At 61.8% G+C, this 17988-nt stretch carries 15 protein-coding genes; 13 read left to right on the forward strand and 2 right to left on the reverse strand.

Annotation, left to right across the window (positions count from 1 at the left end; all coding sequences use genetic code 11):
- Positions 1-8: 8 nt before the first annotated feature.
- Positions 9-941, forward strand: coding sequence for an extracellular solute-binding protein (locus tag PW792_11515; protein ID MDE1162557.1), 933 nt, complete (start codon positions 9-11; stop codon positions 939-941).
- Here the strand turns inward: PW792_11515 and PW792_11520 are convergent, their stop codons facing one another.
- Both PW792_11520 and PW792_11525 read right to left on the reverse strand, forming a co-directional pair.
- Entirely contained in the window at positions 942-1874 is a 933-nt protein-coding gene (locus PW792_11520) for a GGDEF domain-containing protein (protein ID MDE1162558.1), read from the reverse strand.
- Between the two features lie 41 nt (positions 1875-1915).
- Positions 1916-2266 (reverse strand): hypothetical protein, encoded by a 351-nt coding sequence (locus tag PW792_11525; GenBank protein MDE1162559.1) that lies wholly within the window; start codon positions 2264-2266, stop codon positions 1916-1918.
- A gap of 261 nt (positions 2267-2527) precedes the next feature.
- On the opposite strand from PW792_11525, the gene PW792_11530 reads away from it, so the two are divergent.
- From PW792_11530 to lptF, 12 genes are all read left to right on the forward strand, one after another.
- Entirely contained in the window at positions 2528-3796 is a 1269-nt protein-coding gene (locus PW792_11530) for a cation:proton antiporter (GenBank protein ID MDE1162560.1), read from the forward strand.
- On the forward strand, positions 3796-4479 hold the full coding sequence (locus tag PW792_11535) for a peroxiredoxin-like family protein (GenBank protein ID MDE1162561.1): 684 nt from the start codon (positions 3796-3798) through the stop codon (positions 4477-4479). Before PW792_11530 ends, PW792_11535 begins: the two co-directional genes overlap by 1 nt.
- Positions 4480-4627: 148 nt before the next feature.
- Positions 4628-6244 carry a glucose-6-phosphate isomerase gene (gene pgi, locus PW792_11540; GenBank protein ID MDE1162562.1) on the forward strand — a complete coding sequence of 539 codons (1617 nt, stop codon included), beginning with the start codon at positions 4628-4630 and terminating at the stop codon, positions 6242-6244.
- 122 nt (positions 6245-6366) lie between these two features.
- Positions 6367-7233, forward strand: coding sequence for an IclR family transcriptional regulator C-terminal domain-containing protein (locus tag PW792_11545; protein MDE1162563.1), 867 nt, complete (start codon positions 6367-6369; stop codon positions 7231-7233).
- A 238-nt stretch (positions 7234-7471) separates the two neighbouring features.
- On the forward strand, positions 7472-8560 hold the full coding sequence (locus PW792_11550; protein MDE1162564.1) for a hypothetical protein: 1089 nt from the start codon (positions 7472-7474) through the stop codon (positions 8558-8560).
- Between the two features lie 86 nt (positions 8561-8646).
- On the forward strand, positions 8647-10167 hold the full coding sequence (locus tag PW792_11555) for an MBOAT family protein (GenBank protein ID MDE1162565.1): 1521 nt from the start codon (positions 8647-8649) through the stop codon (positions 10165-10167).
- A gap of 242 nt (positions 10168-10409) precedes the next feature.
- Positions 10410-11288, forward strand: a complete 879-nt coding sequence (locus PW792_11560; GenBank protein MDE1162566.1) for a fatty acid desaturase — start codon at positions 10410-10412, stop codon at positions 11286-11288.
- Positions 11289-11366: 78 nt separating this feature from the next.
- Positions 11367-12302: a HAMP domain-containing sensor histidine kinase gene (locus tag PW792_11565; protein MDE1162567.1), complete on the forward strand. Its 936-nt coding sequence runs from the start codon at positions 11367-11369 to the stop codon at positions 12300-12302.
- Positions 12295-13044 carry a response regulator transcription factor gene (locus tag PW792_11570; GenBank protein MDE1162568.1) on the forward strand — a complete coding sequence of 250 codons (750 nt, stop codon included), beginning with the start codon at positions 12295-12297 and terminating at the stop codon, positions 13042-13044. Before PW792_11565 ends, PW792_11570 begins: the two co-directional genes overlap by 8 nt.
- 51 nt (positions 13045-13095) lie before the next feature.
- Positions 13096-13290, forward strand: coding sequence for a heavy metal transport/detoxification protein (locus PW792_11575; GenBank protein ID MDE1162569.1), 195 nt, complete (start codon positions 13096-13098; stop codon positions 13288-13290).
- Complete coding sequence (locus tag PW792_11580) at positions 13290-15572, forward strand: heavy metal translocating P-type ATPase (protein MDE1162570.1); 2283 nt, start codon at positions 13290-13292, stop codon at positions 15570-15572. The genes PW792_11575 and PW792_11580 overlap by 1 nt, the downstream gene beginning before the upstream one ends.
- A gap of 30 nt (positions 15573-15602) precedes the next feature.
- Positions 15603-17960 carry an LPS export ABC transporter permease LptF gene (gene lptF / locus PW792_11585; GenBank protein ID MDE1162571.1) on the forward strand — a complete coding sequence of 786 codons (2358 nt, stop codon included), beginning with the start codon at positions 15603-15605 and terminating at the stop codon, positions 17958-17960.
- Positions 17961-17988: the final 28 nt, after the last annotated feature.

Genomic DNA, 17988 nt, shown 5'->3' on the forward strand with positions numbered 1-17988 from the left:
CTCACATCATGCCGAGCGCCAGCCGTCTTACCCGTCGTCGAGTTCTTCGTAACAGCAGCGCCCTTCTTGCGGCTGCGGCGCTGCCGCATTCGCTCTTCGCCGACATTACGCTGCCGGTGCTTGAGGTTGCGTCGGCAGGCTCCATCCGGCCGCTGCTCGAAGGGCCGATGAAGGCTGCTGTCGCTACAGAGCTGCGGCTCGACCTGCAGGAGCATGGCGGCGGTGCCGATGCGGTTGCCCACGAGATTCTCACCGGGACGCTGCGCCCCGACCTCTTCGTCCCCGTGACGGCAACGCCGATGCTTACGCTGTTGCAGGCTGGTCTCGCCATAGCGGCTACGCCCATTGCGCGTTCGGAGCTAGTGCTCACCTACAGTCCCAAAAGCCGCTTTGTGGAGCAGCTCGCACAGGCGGCCTCCGGCAAGCTTGCGTGGTGGGAGGTGTTGCAGCAGCCCGGTCTGAAGATAGGGCGCGGGAACCCGGCTGCTGATCCTGGAGCTCGCTGCATTCTGTTCGCCATGATGCTGGCGGAGAAGAAGTACAAGCTGCCCGGGCTTGCACAGCGGCTGCTCGGGCCTGCGCTGAACCCCGCGCAGGTTATGCCCAACGTCGGGGTGTTGCTCAAGAGCGGAGAGCTCGATGTGAGCGCGTCGTATAAGGTCAGCGCGATCGCTGCGGGGATGCCGTACATTCCGCTGGCTCCGGAGATCAACCTCAGCCACGCGGACGTTCGTGCGGCGAACCCCGAGGTGCAACTGGAGATCGAGGGCAAGAGCCTTCGGCCGGACCCGATCATCTTCTATGCGGCTGTACTGAAGGCCGCTCCTCATCCTGCGGCGGCAGAGGCCTTCTTCCGTTGGCTGGTAACTCCGGCAGCGCAGGCGATCTTTGTTGGAGCGCATTATGAGCTGCCGGGGAAGCTAGCTCAGCTCACAGCTTAGCTAGGCCATGGCAGCGACATCGCGCACCAGCTCGAGCTGTCCCTGCCCCCGGCGTTTGTCCTCGTACATGGCACGATCGGCCACCAGGCAAAGCTCTTCGGCGTCCTGCGCATCGTCAGGGAAAAGCGCGAAGCCGATGCTGAGCGAAGGCCGCAGAATCGTGGTTCCATCGGTCAGGATGACGGGCTGCTCGGCCAGTTCGCGGAACTTTTCGCGCACGGCCATGGCCCGCTTGCGCGCTGCAGCAGGCCCTTCGGGCATGATTTGATCCCTGCCACCGAAGTCCGATACAACCAGCAGAAACTCATCGCCGCCCACACGCGCGAGGGTGTCCGCTTCCCGCGTGTTGCCGCGCAGACGAGTCGCTACAGCACAGAGCAGTTCGTCCCCTGCCTTGTGTCCCTGGGTATCGTTCACGCGCTTGAAGTCGTCGAAGTCGATGTTGAAGATCACCAGTTGCGAACCATCGCGACGAGCACGCGCAAGCGCCTGCTGCAGGCGGTCGGCAAACAGCCGTCGGTTCGCCAGCCCAGTCATCTCATCGTGCAGCGCGTCGTACTCCGCCTTGGCCGAGTGCTCATCCAGCGACACCATCAGCAGGCCGAACATCACGACGAACTTCTGCAGATCCCAGATCTGATCCAGCATCGGAACCAGTTCTTTATGAACCGACGCAATCCACGGATGGATGAGAAAGCAGAACGCCCAGACAAAGAAACCGCCCGCAACCATCACCCGGCCATAGCGATTCTTCGGCAGGCTGATCATGAAGGTCGTGCCCAGCAGTGCGAAGAGCACGCCAAGCACAGCGTAGACGCCCTGCCGCAAATCACCTGACGCGAGACACACGATGACAGGTGCCCAGGTGAGCGTGGTGGCAACCAGCATCCATCGCGGATAGCGCAACAGCAGCCCTGCAGAAGCGCTCAGCAAGACTCCTACCGCGGCGATCGACAGATAGAGAGATAACGGCCTTATATCCAGCCCGTAGGCCGTCTCCATCGCAAGAAAGGGCAGCGCGCAAAGGGTAAGAAACAGGACTGGGCGCTTCCAGAAAGCCATTCGCCCACTTGCCGCGTACAGGAAAATAAAGCCTGCAACGAGATAGGCGTCAGCGCAAAAGCATGGACCCAGCGATGCACCTGCAGCGATGTCTCCAGGCGGTAGACGATCCGAGCCAGTCCTTCGGCAGCGATAAGAGCCAGAGCAAAGACCCACAAACGGACAGCACCGGTTTCATCCCGGCGCTTTGCAAGCAGCACAAGAGCCATGATCGAGAATCCGACCAGACCCGGCAGTTCCGTAAAGTGTGAAATGTCGCTCATATCGTCCTCAGACGAAACAATCTCAACAACGTATATCCATTGTGCGTGCTGCGGGACAACACCTGAAATCACCCAACACGGTGATCTCAAAAACCATACTAGGTATGGAGACCGAATACTTCATGCGTCTGCGATGTGAGTAATTTCGATAGTGTTTCAGGCTCGCACTATGCAGTCAAACATCTCTCCTCACGACAGTTGCGACTTCTCCCACGAAGAGTTCGTCTCAGTGCGAGAACTACTACTTACGGAGGAGACTGCATGACGCAGCTGCTACTGGAAATGACCGTTGTCCTGCTCGTCACGTTAGCTTGTGGAGCTTTGAGCCGCAAACTAGGACAGGCTCGCGTCATCGGAGAAATTATCGGCGGCATCCTGCTCGGCCCCTCTCTGTTTGGACGCCTTGCCCCGCATACCGCAGCCTGGCTTTTTCCGCCGCAATCGCTTGCTCCTTTTGACACGCTTTCGACCGTCGGGCTCATCCTCTTCTTGTTCGTCATCGGCTCCGAACTGAATTTCGAACACCTGCAAAAGCAACGCGGGACAGCTCTTTTCGCCTCAAGTCTCAGCATTTTGCTACCGTTCAGTCTTGCTGCTCTGTTTGCACACGCGATCCGCGTACGCTTCGCCCCCAACAACGTAGGCAGCCTGCCGTTTGTACTCTTCCTTGGCGTCAGCATGAGCATCACGGCGTTCCCGGTGCTGGCCCGCATCCTCGAAGAGCGCCGCCTGCAGGGCACTTCCCTTGGAGTGACAGCCATCCTCTGCGCGGCGGTCGATGATGTCTCCGCCTGGACGCTGCTCGCCGCTGCGCTCACGCTCATCCCGCATCGTGGAGGCGACGGCTTGCCATTATCGATACGGCTGGTCGGGCTTCTGATCTATCTGCTGCTCATGCTCGGCGCTGTTCGGCCACTTATCCATCGCGTAACGCGCCGGCTGCATGATCGGCCGATGCAATATGAGCTTCTCGGCGTCATTGTGGCGCTGGTGCTGGCGTCTGCTGCCGCGACGGAATGGCTCGGGGTGCATCCTCTCTTTGGCGCCTTCATCGCTGGCTGCTGCTTCCCTCGCGTCCCCGCGTGGCAGCATGAAATCCGCTCCAGACTGGACATGCTTGTCAGCGTGTTGCTGCTGCCCTTCTTCTTCGCCCTTACGGGAATGCGCACGCGTTTTGATCTGCTGAACAGCCCTCGGGTCTGGGGCTGGACCGCCGTCATTCTGGTGATCGCCGTTGCAGGCAAGATTGGCGGAGCCGCGCTGGGTGCCCGACTGACGAAGCAATCGTGGCGCGATGCCCTTGCCCTCGGAGCACTACTGAATACGCGAGGACTCGTCGAACTCATCGTCCTGAACGTTGCGTACAAGGTAGGCATCTTCTCTCCTACGCTCTTCACCATGCTGGTAGTGATGGCGTTGCTCACGACGATGCTGACCTCGCCGATGCTCGACCTGCTGAAAGTTCGCCCCAGTGAAAGCCTTCCCCCTGTTTCCTCTCAGGAGACCGCCGGTTTTACACTGGAAGCCTGATGACCTACTCGAGCGAGCCACCGACCGACCACGCGAACTCCCTGCAGACGCGGCTGGATGAGATCACCACCAACACGCGTGCGCTGGTTCAGCCCGAGCGTCTGGCGATCACTGATGCCTGGATCGCAGAGCTCTTCACCACAGGCATAGAAGACCGCGTGCTGGGCGTGGGAGCCAAAGCGCCGGAGTTTTCTCTCCCTGACGGCACGACCGGCAAGGCCGTTCGCTCGTCGGATCTGCTTGCCGTTGGTCCGTTGGTACTGAAGTTCTTCCGCGGTCGCTGGGATCCGTACGATATGACGGACCTGATGGCGTGGCAGGCCAGCTACGCCGAGGTTCGCCGGCGTGGCGCTCTGCTCGTCGCCGTCTCGCCACAACTGCAGCGGCAGAATGATTTCACCGCCGGACAGCACTCGCTGACCTTTCCCCTGCTTACAGACGCAGGATGCGCGCTCGCAGAAAGCTTTGGCATGGCCTACGCCCTCCCGGAGCACATGCAGGTTCACATGCGCTCCATCCTGATCAACATTCCCTTTACGAACGGCGATGCGACCTGGCGTCTGCCTCTTCCGGCAACCTTCGTCATCGGGCAGGATGGCAGCATCCTCTTCTCCGAAGCGCATGCCGATTACCGAGTACGTCCGGAACCAGCCGATGTGCTGGCGGCGCTACCCGGCAAATAGCTGCGGGCATCGGCGGCTCAAAATGTAGGCTTCTGTAACTGTATTTACAAAATGATCCGGGCTCTTTGCGTTTGCAGGCAGAGACTGACAACGACCCGGAGTGAAATAATGCTCCTGACGCGACCAGCGAATCGACAGGAGCAATGTTTTGAGCCAAGATCTGACATCCCTTCCGGCATGGAAAGCCCTCTCCGCACACGCAGAGGCACTGAAGTCCACCCACCTGCGCGAACTCTTTGCCAGCGACCCCGCACGCGGCACGACCTTCACGGCTGAGGCTACAGGACTGTTTCTCGACTACTCGAAGAACCGCATCACTGCTGAGACCGTGAAGCTGCTCGTCGAGCTCGCCGAAGCCTCTGGCCTGAAGGCCCGCACCCAAGCGATGTTCACCGGCGAGAAGATCAACATCACCGAGAACCGCGCCGTGCTGCACGTTGCGTTGCGCGCGCCCAAGGGTGAGGTCATCAAGGTCGATGGCGAAGACGTCGTTCCCGAAGTGCACGCGGTGTTGGACAAGATGAGCGGCTTTGCCGACAAGGTTCGCTCGGGCGCATGGCTCGGCTACACCGGCAAGCGCATCAAGAACATCGTCAACATCGGCATTGGCGGCTCTGATCTCGGCCCCGTCATGGCCTACGAGGCGCTGAAGCACTACTCCAACCGCGACCTCACCTTCCGCTTCGTTTCGAACGTCGACGGCACGGATTTTGCTGAGGCCGTACATGATCTCGACGCAGAAGAGACGCTCTTCCTCGTCGCCTCGAAGACCTTCACCACGCTCGAGACGATGACCAACGCGCACTCCGCGCGTACCTGGGCACTCGCAACGCTGAAGCAGACGGAAGCTATCGCCAGCCACTTTGTCGCCATCTCCACCAACGAGAAGGAAGTCGCGAAGTTCGGCATCGACACCGCAAACATGTTCGGTTTCTGGGACTGGGTCGGCGGACGCTACTCCATGGACTCGGCCATCGGTCTCTCCACGATGATCGCGGTAGGCCCGGACAACTTCCGCGAGCTGCTCGCTGGCTTCCATGACATGGACGTGCACTTCCGCACGACCCCTATCGAGAAGAACCTGCCCGCTCTGCTCGGCCTGCTCACCGTCTGGTACACCGAGTTCTTCGACGCACAGACTGTGGCAATCCTGCCGTATGACCAGTACCTGAAGCGCTTCCCGGCTTACCTGCAGCAGCTCACCATGGAGTCGAACGGCAAGCACGTCACGCTGAGCGGCAAGCATGTAGACTATCAGACCGGCCCGATTTACTGGGGCGAGCCCGGCACCAACGGCCAGCACTCGTTCTACCAACTCATCCACCAGGGCACGCGCCTCATCCCCTGCGACTTTATCGGCTTCTCGAAAACACTGAATCCGCTCGGCACCCACCACGATCTGCTGATGGCGAATGTCTTCGCGCAGACCGAGGCGCTGGCGTTCGGCAAGACTGCGGAAGAAGTGCGCGCTGAAGGTGTGGCCGAGGAGCTCATTCCCCACAAGGTCTTCGAAGGCAACCGTCCGTCGAACACCATCCTGGCGGAAAAGCTGACGCCGCGCCTTCTGGGTTCCCTGATCGCGCTCTACGAGCACTCCGTCTTCACACAGGGCGTGGTCTGGCAGATCGACAGCTTCGACCAGTGGGGCGTCGAGCTCGGCAAGGCCCTGGCAACGCGAATCATCAAGGAAATCGCGGGTTCCGGCGAGTTGAAGCATGACTCTTCGACCAACAATCTGATTGCCAGGTACAAGTCCGCAAAATAACAACCAGCCGATTATCGACCAGGTTGTGCGAAATACTTGAATGCGGCCGCGCTGTGCGTTTATCGTTAGGCACAGCGCGGCCTATATCTTTTAGGGGATCGCGCTAGAGGAAATGCTTCGCCATGCCTACTTCTACAGTGTCTTCGCCCGCTGCTGCTTCCCTTCCTGACCCTGCCGCCCTTGCGCTGGCAAAGTCCAAAGTGCTTCCCGCCGCCGCACTCGAGGTTTACACCGGCGATCCGAACTTCATGGCATCCCTTGCCCGCGGTCTGGTAGTGATTCAGGCCTTCACCCCGCAGATGCCCCAGATGACGATCTCCCAGCTGAGCCTGCGGACTGGATTGTCTCGCGCTGCTGTTCGGCGCTGTCTATACACCCTGGTCAAACTCGGCTTCGCTGGCGCGGATGAAACACAGCGCTACTCCCTGCGGCCGAAGATGCTGACGCTCGCCAACACCTACACCGCCTCCAGCACGCTCGCAAACGCCGCGCAGCCGATTCTGGAACGCATGTCGGCCGCGCACGGCGAAAGCTTCTCCGTCGCAACGCTGGACGGTGACGACATCGTCTACATCGCACGCACGTCCGTAACGCGTGTCATGAGCGTGGACCTCCACATCGGCTCGCGCCTCCCTGCGTTCTGCACCAGCATGGGCCGCGTTCTGCTGGCGTACCTTCCGCAGGACCAGCTTGAGGCGTACTTTGCTCGCGTTCACATGGAGCAGTTCACGCCGAAGACGATCACGACCCAGGAGAAACTTCGTCTGGCTCTGCGCAACGTCCGCCGCAACGGCTACGGCCTTTGCGACCAGGAGTTCGAGGTCGGCCTCCGCTCCATCGCGGTGCCGGTCCAGGCTCCGAACGGACGGGTTGTCGCCTGCGTCAACCTGAGCGGCCACGCTCCCCGCATGCCCATGCTGGAGATGCAGACACGCTTCCTGCCTCCCCTGCGTGCCGCAGCCATGGAACTGAGCGCGTTCCTCCGGTAAGCCGATAACCGATTCCCATTTTGGGAGGTGACCTCTGGTATACCCTGCCGTTGTCACCTCTTGGCAAAATTGTCCCGTCCAAATAACGATGAAGGCAGTAATTCGCTGCCACTGGTTTGGAATGGGACGTTGGTGTGACACAAGTACGACAAACGTCCTGACTCGAACCCGGGTTTCCCTCTACTAGAAAACCCGGTCTTCGAAGTAAAATAATGGTTACTAACCCATTTAGGATGCGATGAGCCTGGTACTCGAGTTTCACGAATCGGCAACACATCATCAGGAAAAAGCTTCCGGCGCAGTTGCCGGTCGCCGCAGCGTTCCGCCAGCAGTGATTTATTGCCTGCTGGTTGTTTTGCTGCCGATTCTGGCTATTCCGGCGTTCATCGCCCTCGGTCGATCGGACTTTTTCATCCATCACGGAGCCAGCGTCTGGGTTCAGTCCAACGACTCGGTCTTCGCCATGCGCAATCGTCAGTGCGATGTTCTGGTCTACGGCGACTCCACCGCCATGACGGGCATTGACCCGGAACTGGTCGAGAACAACACCGGCTTCCACGTCTGCAATATCTCCGTAACCAACGCGGTGCTCGCGGTTACGGGTAATCTGACCCTCGACCATTACCTGCAGCAGAACGGCCGCCCGAAGGTGCTGGTCGTACAGCTTTCGCCGGATGACTTCCAGCAGGGCAACCGGGTCTGGCAGCACACGATCTACGCGGAAGGGCTGCTGGAGCTCCTGCGCCACGGCTCGCCAGCCGAAGCCCGACAGGTGCTGATCAGCCATCCCCATGAATCCATTGCGTTTGCGGGCTATGCGGCTGGTTTTTCAGCGTATTACGCCATCAAGGACGTCTGGTTCCGCGTCAGCCATATCCGCTCCGAAGAAGACGCGGTGCAGGTTCGCAACGGCTTCTTCACCCCGCCATCCCCTGCCCGCAAGTACTGCACGCCAATGGACACCTCGGTCGACGGCGACGGCGGCAACTTTGCCCGCTCGCTTGCTGATGACTATCGCAAGCGCTACTCGGCTCAGAGCGCTGTCGTTCTGGTAGACGTCGCCCCGATTCCTTCCTGCGATGGCAATCTGAAGGCGTTTTCGAGCGAACTTCACGGCATTACGAGCAACAACCTGCAAGCACTTCCAATTGGGCTCTTCAACGACGGCCGGCACTACACCGCACGAGGCTCCCAGGTGGTTTCCACCCTGCTCTCCCGTCAGATTAATCAGGTCGCTCTGCAGAACCCCGCCATTGACGATCGCACTCCCCCGTCCCTGCCTCCGATGCTTGAAGCGCAGTTACGCTCTGTTTCTTTGAACCAGTAGGTCCGGCCCGGCCAGACCGTTTGATACGCTAGGCGACGTACCGCCTTCCTCTTTTTTGCGCCGATGGCAGGTGCGCACGCCACCCGATGCTCTTCAATTCCTACATCTTTATCTTCTGCTTTCTGCCCGTCACCATGCTGGGCTTCCATTTGCTGGGCAGAAGTGGACGGCGCCCCGTCATCGCATGGCTGGCGCTCTGTTCCGTGGTGTTTTACAGCGTCTGGAACCCGGTCTTCGTTTTCTTCCTGCTGGGTTCGATCGTGGTCAACTACCTGGTTTCGGTGAGCATCGCCTCTGCTCCCGAGGGTAGCTCGCTGCGGCGGCAGCTTCTTGCGGTCGGCATCGGCCTGAACCTGCTGGCGCTTTTCCGCTTCAAGTACCTCTTCAAGACGCTACTGCTGCTGCACCAACTGCATATCCCCGCCCCGACAGCGCACTCCGTGATGCTTCCCCTGGGCATCTCGTTCTTCACCTTCACGCAGATCTCGTACCTCGTCGATCTGGCGCAGGGACAAGCCGAGCGGCAGGACCTGCTCAGCTACATCCTCTTCGTCACCTTCTTCCCTCACCTCATCGCCGGACCGATTCTCCACCATAAGGAGATGATGCCGCAGTTCGCCGTCGGCCGCCGCTTCCAGCTCGTGCCGTCTGACGTCTCGCTGGGGCTGACGTGGTTTCTGCTGGGACTGGGCAAGAAGGTTCTGATCGCCGACAAGCTCGCAGGCGGGGCGGACATGGCGTTCTCCCACGCCGGGCATCAGTCTGCGGCTTCCGCGTGGGCAGGCCTCGTGCTGTACACCATGCAGCTGTACTTCGACTTCTCGGGTTACTCGGACATGGCGCTGGGGCTGGCGCGTATCTTCTCCATTCGCTTCCCGCTGAACTTCGACTCGCCCTACAAGGCAACCAGCGTCACCGAGTACTGGCAGCGCTGGCACATGACGCTGACGCGCTATGTCACGCTCTATCTGTACAACCCGCTCCTGCTCAGCGTACAGCGCCGCCGACTCGCGGCGGGCAAGAAGATCTCTCGCAAGTCGCTGGCGACAGTGGGCGGCTTTACCGCCATGGTCGCGTACCCAACGATCGTGACCATGCTGCTGACGGGCCTGTGGCACGGCGCGGGGCTTCAGTTCCTGATCTTCGGCCTGCTCCACGGCATCTACCTGACGGCGAACCAGGCGTGGCGCCACTTCCGCACCAAGCGCAAGGGCGCAGCGCCTGATCCACCGACCGGACTGATGGTGATGGCCTGCCGCATCGGGGTGTACTTCCAGGTTGCGTTCGCGCTCATCTTCTTCCGCGCGGACGACATGCGCGGGGCCATCGGTATGTTGAGCGACCTCGTCGGACGCCACGGCGCGGGCCACGTCGGCGGCCTGCTCGAAGGCATCACGGGCCTCTGCCTGATCCCCGTGGTGTGGTTCATGCCAAATACTCAGCAGATTCTGGGCGAAGAGCCCGCCGGCGCGGCTGCGCCCTCGTCGCTGTTCGCCAAACTGCGCTGGACCCCCACTATCGGCTGGTCAATTGTGATGGCGGTGCTGTTCTTCGCGGTGCTCGCCAATCTGGGCGAAACGACGTCATTCCTCTACTTCCAGTTCTAAGCACAGCGTGCATGAAAGCCCCATGAATAAAGGCTTTTCTTCGTCCTCGACGCAAGTACAAAAGTCTTACACACGGCTGCTCGCGAAGCCGGTATTGTCATTCATGTAGACCGCTGAAAGGCAAGAGGACCAAGCATCCAATGAACTCCACGATGACAGAACAAAACGTCGCCCCTGCAGGAAACGGCACCACGCCGAACGCTGCCGAGGCTACCGCGCGCAAGATCCGCGAGGATCTGCGTATGGGCCGCGAGCACCAGGAAGGCCGCATCAACTGGGTCACCGCAATCGCGATGGGCATTTTCCATGTGGGCGCTATCGCCGCTCTGTTCTTCTTCTCGTGGAAGAACCTTGCAGCCGGTGTCATCATGTACTTCCTCGCGATCAACGTCGGCATTGGCATGTGCTATCACCGCCTGCTGACGCACCGCGGCTACAAGGTTCCACGCTGGCTGGAGTACGTGCTGACCACGTGCGGCTGCCTGGCTCTCGAAGGTGGACCGATCTTCTGGGTAGCGACACACCGCGTACACCATCAGTACTCTGACCAGGAAGGCGATCCGCACACGCCGCACGACGGTACCTGGTGGTCGCACGCTGGCTGGATCATCTCCGGTCGCGCCCTCCACTCGGAGACAGCTCTCCTCGGCCGCTACGCTCCCGACCTTACCCGCGACCGCGTACAGGTCTGGCTCTCGAAGTACATGTGGGTGCCGATCACGGTTGCCGGTCTGCTGCAGATCGCTCTGGGTGCGGCCATCGCTCCTGCCGGTCACCGCGTCGTCGGCGCGCTGGGCATGGTGCTCTGGGGAACGTTCCTCCGCACGGTTCTCGGCCTGCACGCAACGTGGCTGGTGAACTCCGCTTCGCACCTCTGGGGCAAGCGTCGCTTTGAGACTCGCGATGACTCGCGCAACAGCTGGTGGGTTGCGATCTTCACCGGTGGCGAAGGCTGGCACAACAACCACCACGCACACCCGGTAAGCGCACGTCACGGCCTCGTCTGGTACGAGTTCGACATCAACTACTACGGCATCTGGGTGATGGAGAAGCTGGGCCTCGCCAAGAAGGTACAGATCGCCAAGTGGGACCCTGCCGATCCCCGCCCTGCGGGCATGTAAGCAACAAGCCAATCAAAAGCAGAAGCCGCTCGAAGCCGAGCGGCTTCTGCTTTTTGGCCGCTATACTTCCCTTTAGCGATGAACCTTACTCGGCGACGTGGCGCGATTGCATTTTTCATCACGCTGGGCGTGTGCCTGACGGCGCTGGCCGTTGCACTCAACATTACGTGGATCCACAACAACGGCCGCCGACTGGCAATCGACCTGCTCGGCGTTCTTCTCTTCTCCATCCTCATCGCAGGCGTGGTGCTGAACACAGTCTTCCTCGTGCGTGAGATCCGCCGCAACGAGCGACAAGACTCCTTTCTGAACGCCGTCACCCACGAGCTCAAAACCCCTATCGCCAGCATTCGCCTCTATCTCGACACCCTGCAACGCCGCGAGGTGGACGACGCACAGCGGCAGAAGTTCTACACCACCATGCGCTCCGACACAGACCGCCTGCTCGCCACTGTCGAGCAGGTGCTGAAGGCCGGTGAACTCGGCCAGCGAGAACGTGCCGGCCGCTCCACGCGCATTGACTTCTACTCCCTGGCGAAGGAGTGCATTGCCACGGCACTCAGCCGACACCACCTGCCTACCGACGCCATCACGCTTGCCGAAGTTCCCGGCGGTGTGCGCCTGCATGTGCTCGGCAATATCGAAGACCTACGCACCGCCATCGCCAACCTGCTGGACAACGCCGTCAAATACTCGCCCGAGGGCGTTCACGTCAGTTGCCGCATCGCCATTGAGCACTACACCTGGGCCGTGCTCTCGATTACCGACAGCGGCCTCGGTATTGCTCCACGGGAGTTGAAGCGCATCTTCAAACGCTTCTACCGCGCCGCATCCAGCGACCGCGTCAAGATCAAGGGCACCGGTCTCGGCCTCTTCCTGGTGAAGACCATCGCACGCCAACACGGCGGCGATGTTCGCGCCGCCAGCGAAGGTCTCGGCGAAGGGTCTACGATGTTCTTGAAGCTGCCGCTGGCTATCGCCAACGGCGTCTCCGCCGAGAGTACCGATGCCTGAAGCCACACACCAACCGCTCATCGCCGTTATCGAAGACGAAGACCACATCGCGCAAGCACTGGTCTTCAATCTGGAAGCCGAAGGCTATCGCGTCCACCACGAAGCTGACGGTGACGCTGCCGCACAGTGGCTGCTCTCCACGGACGAACGCCCCGCGGCCATCCTGCTCGACGTGATGCTGCCTGGCCGCGATGGCTTCTCCATCGTCCGCGAGCTGCGCGAGACCAACCGCTACACACCTGTGCTGATGCTGACGGCGCGAGGACGTACCGAAGACATCGTCGAAGGCTTTGCCTCGGGCGCAGACGACTATCTCCCCAAGCCGTTCGATCTCAACGTGCTGCTCGCCCGGCTCTCCAGTCTTCTTCGCCGAATGCAATGGCAGAGCGCCGCAGCCGTCGGCGGCGAAGCCCCCATCGAAAACTCGCCGTCCACGATCGAACTCGCAGGTCGCACGATCGACCTCGACGCGTTGGAGATTCGCCAGGGCGACCAGACGATCCATCTGACCATGATGGAAGTCGACCTGCTGCGCTACCTCGTCGAACGTCCCGGCAAGATCGTCGCCCGCAAAGAGCTGCTCGACAAGGTGTGGCATGTGCATGAAGACACAGACACTCGCGCCATCGACAACTTCATCGTGCGCCTGCGTCGCTACCTGGAGCCCGATCCTTCAACCCCTCGCCATCTGCTTACCGTGCGTGGGGTTGGCTATCGCTTCGTCAACGAACCGGCCGAGTAGCCGCGCCGCCCAGCAACGGAATTCCCCCAACCACATCCAATAGGCATGACGATGGAACTTCAGATCGAGAAAATGAGCTGCGGCGCCTGCATTCGGCGCGTCACACAGACCCTGAACAGCCAGCCGGACACACATGCGGAAGAGGTTCGTCTCGGCAGTGCGCGTGTCACCTCCGCGCAGCCTGCGGAAGAGCTTCTGCGCGCTCTCGGCGAAGCGGGCTTCCCGGCACACGTCACAGAAGCCTGATGGCCGACACCGGGCAGTTGCGTCTGCGCATTGAAGGCATGAGCTGTGCCGCATGCCAGTCGCACGTCCAACGAGCGCTCGCCTCTGTCGAAGGCGTCCAGAGCGCGAACGTCAACCTGATGACGAACACTGCGGACGTCGCCACCGCAGGCGAGGTTCCTACCGAGGCCCTGCTCCGTGCCGTGAAGCAGGCGGGCTATCAGGCAGTTCTGCCGAACGCCGCTCCCTCCACGGCGAAGGCGGCGAGACACACACTTCCTCTTCGCACTCGCGCCCTGCTCACGCTGCTGATCGGCCTGCTGGCCATGGCGCTTTCCATGCCGCTGATGATGACCGGCGCCACCGCCGATCCGTTGCTGCGCTGGCTTACGCTGCACCTCATGCCCGCGATGCCTGCGTGGCTGATGTCGGTTCCAGCATCCGCGCTGCGCTGGACGCTCTGTGCGCTCTCCGTCGCCGCCATGGCCATGGCCAGCGAGATCTACACCGCGGCATGGCGAGCCGCTCGCCACGCCGCCAGCAACATGAACACGCTTGTCGCACTGGGAACACTCAGTGCCTTCGGCGCGTCGCTTGCCGTCACCGTCGCGCCGCAGTGGATGCAGCAACACGCCGCCACCACCGACGTGTACTACGAAGCGGTCGCGTTCATTCTGGCGTTCCTTCTGCTTGGCCGCTGGCTGGAAGCCAAGGCAAAGCACCGCGCCACCACAGCGCTCGAAGCCTTTGGCAAGCTCGACGCACAGGACGCTCGCTTCCTCGCCGGGGCAGACGACACGCTGCCAGCCGCCTGGGCGCAGGCCAACGAAACGCTGCTGCCGCTCGACGCTCTCGCGGTTGGCGACTTCCTCCGCGTTCTGCCCGGCGATCGCATCCCCGTCGACGCCCTCGTCGTAGACGGACGCAGTTCGGTGGACGAGTCCATGCTCACCGGCGAGCCTTTGCCCGTCGTACACACCAGCGGCACACGCGTCAGCGGCGGCACGGTGAACCTCGACGGCGTGCTCGTCCTGCAGGCCACCGCGCTGGGCGAAGACTCCACCGCGGCCAAGATTGCGAAGCTGCTCGAAGAAGCGCAATCCGGCCGCGCCGCCCTGCAGCAACTGGGCGACCGCGTCAGCGCCGTCTTCGTTCCCTCCGTGCTGGTGCTCGCCGCTTTCACCTTCGCGCTCTGGATGCTCGTGGGTCATGCAGGCTTTGCGCGCTCGCTTTCCATCGCCGTCTCACTGCTCATCGTCGCCTGCCCCTGCGCCATGGGGCTCGCAGTCCCGGCAGCGGCCACCGTCTCCATCGGCCGCGCCGCACAACTCGGTCTGCTCCTCAAGGGAGGCGACGTTCTCGAACGCCTCGCCTCCATCGAGGTTCTAGCGCTCGACAAAACAGGAACGCTCACCGAAGGCCGGCCGCAGGTCTCGCGCTTCACCCTGCACGATCAACGCTTCGCCGAGAGCGATGTTTTGCGCTGGGCCGCCTCAGTGGAGCAGAACACCACGCATCCGCTGGCGCTCGCTGTTCTCCACTACGCCCAAGCGCAACAGATCGCCCCTGCCGCAGCGATCGACGTACACGTGCTCCCCGGCGAAGGCATCACCGCCCAGGTAGAAGGCCACGGCATCGCCATCGGCAACGCCGCCATGTTTGACGATGCGCTGCTCTATACGCCTGCTCCAGCTGCAACGCCGCTCTTTGTCTTCGTCGACGAGCAGTGGACAGCCACGCTCGAAGCCGCCGACACACTCCGCGCAGAGGCAGCAGAGGCCATGCAGCAGCTCAGGAGCCTGCGGGTCGAGACGATCATAGTCACCGGCGACATCCGCTCCTCAGCCGAGTTGATCGCCCAGCAGGCTGGCGTCACCGAACTGCGTGCAAGCTGCACCCCCGCCGACAAGGTCGATGTGGTGCAGGAGTTACAGCATGGCGGCCAACGCATCGCGATGGTGGGCGACGGCATCAATGACGCCGCGGCCCTCGCTCAGGCCGATTGCGGCATCGCCATGGCCGGCGGCACGGACCTCGCGCGCGAGGCCGGTGACGTCCTGCTGCTGCGCCAGGACCTCCGCCTGCTGCCGCTCGCGGTCCGGCTCGCGCGGCAGACCCGAACCGTCATGCGCACCAACATTCTGTGGGCGCTTGGGTACAACATCATCGCCATCCCGCTGGCCGCGGGAGCGCTTTATCCTCATTTCGGCATCCTGCTCAGCCCCATCGTCGCCAGCTCCGCCATGGCGCTCAGTTCGGTCAGCGTGCTGGCAAACTCGCTTCGGCTGCGCCGCGCACGATAAACTGCTGCTAGTTGTACGGTCAGGTTTCCGGTGCGCATTTTCACGCGGTATATTCTTCGCGAAGTGATCGGCTACGCCCTGTTGGGCGGAGTCCTGTTCACGTTCATCCTCTTCATGCGCTACCTGCTGCCGCTGATGGAGCTGGCGGTGCGCGGCCTTGCGGGCCCCGGCGACATTCTGCTGCTCATCGGCTATCTGCTGCCGAACTTCCTCACGCTCACCATCCCGATGGCCGTACTGATCGGCACCCTGCTCGGCCTCAGCCGTCTCGCCGCAGACAGCGAAGTGACTGCCATGCGCGCCAGTGGACTCGGCGTAACGGCCTTCGTCCGCATCGTCGGCCTGCTTGCCATGGCGATGTGGGGCATCGGACTCGCGAACACGCTCTACGTCGCGCCGCGCGCCACCCAGGCACTGCTGCAGTATGACGATCAGGCCAAGAACACCACACAGGCACAACTTCTGGTGGAGCCGCACGTCTTCAACGAAAGCTTCAAGAACTACGTCCTCTACGTGCAGGACGTAGAGCCCGGAGCCAACGGCACCGCGCTCTGGAAGCACGTCTTTCTGGCCGACACCTCGAAGGCCGCGACTCCGTACGTCATCACCGCACAGCGCGCCGTCGTGCTGCCCGGCGAGAACGGCGCGCCTCGTATCGAGCTCGACAACGGCACACGGCACGACCTTTCTCGCGACGATCCTTCCCGCTACGACATCTCCACCTTCGCCACGGCCACGCCTCCCATGCAGGCGACAGAGCAGGGCGAGAACTCTCACCTTACCCGCCGCGATACGCCGCTGCAGGCCATGCTTACCAGCGAACTCTGGGCAAAGATCCACCAGTCCGGCGACACCCGAACATACCGCATCGAGCTGCAACGCCGCTTTTCGTTTCCTGCCGCCTGCCTGGTGCTGATGCTGGTCGGCGTGCCGCTGGGCCTCTCCTCCAAGCGAGGAGGCAAAGGCACCGGCTTCGTCGTCACGCTCTTCCTTGTCTTCGTCTACTACTTCGCCTCGTCCATGGGCATTGCTTTAGCGCGGCAGGGCAAGGTTTCGCCCTGGCTAGGGGTTTGGGGGGCGAATATGATCTTTGCCCTCGCAGGCCTTCTGCTGATCCAGCAGATGTCTCGCGGAGGTCTCGCCCTCGGTCTGCTCTCGCGCGTCGGCATGGGCCTCAGCCGGATACTTCAACGCCGCAAGCCCGTGACCACCACAGACGAAACCGCCTCCAGCTTCAACCCGTGGATTCAACAGATGCGTCGCGCCCTGCACAGCCGCTTCCCGCTGCTGCTGGACGAGTACGTCATGAGCAGCTTCCTGAAGAACTTCGTGCTGGTGCTCTTCTCGCTCACCGTACTATTTCTCATCTTCACTTTCTTTGAGCTGATCGGCGACATCATCAAGTACCGCACGCCGCTCGTCACCGTCGGCGACTACCTGCTCAACCTGATTCCGTTCATCCTCTACAACGTCACGCCGATCTGCTCGCTCGTCGCCGTCCTCGTCACCTTCGGTACGCTGAACCGTACCAGCGAGCTAACCGCGATGAAGGCCACCGGAACCAGTCTCTATCGCGTCATCGCGCCGGTGCTGCTCGTCGCCGCCATGCTCTCAGTCGCGCTCTTTGCCTTCGACGAGGTTTACCTGCCTGCAGCCAACCGGCGCCAGGACGCCCTGCTTGCCACCATCAAGGGCAAACCCGCGCAGACCTACCTGCGCCCCGATCGCAAGTGGATGTCCGGGCAATCCGCCGGGTCGACCAACCCGAACCGCATCTTCTACTACCAGTTCTTCGGCCAGGACACCAACGTCTTCGCCAACCTCACCGTCTTTGAGTTCGAGCCCGGCACCTTTAAGCTTCGCCGCCGCATCTTCGCCGCCAGCACGCACTGGGACGAGAACCAGCACCAATGGGTCTTCGAAAACGGCTGGGAGCGCACCTTCGCCGGCGAAACCATCGCAAGTTACCGGACCTTCAACAACGCCACCTTCCATGAGATCCACGAGCAGCCCAGCTACTTCAAGAAAGAAGACCGCCAGTCGCAGCAGATGAGCTTCACCGAGCTCCGAAGCTACATCCACGACCTGCAGCAGAGCGGCTTCGATACCATGCGACTGCGCGTGCAGTTGAACCGCAAGCTGGCCTATCCGCTCATCACGCTCATCCTCGCCATGTTGGCGATCCCCTTCTCGCTGCAGGCTGGAAAACGCGGCTCCATCGCAGGCATGAGCGCGGCTGTCGGGCTGGTCATCGCCTACTGGGTCGTCGCGGGCATCATGGAGAATCTTGGCAACGTCAACAGTCTGCCAGCGGTGCTCGCGGCCTGGTCACCCGACCTGCTTTTTGCCTTCGCGGGCGGCTACCTGCTGCTGCGCACTCCCACCTGAGCGGGTTTCCGCTTACACTGGAGGCCAG

This window comes from Acidobacteriaceae bacterium, assembly GCA_028283655.1.
Lineage (GTDB): Bacteria > Acidobacteriota > Terriglobia > Terriglobales > Acidobacteriaceae > Granulicella.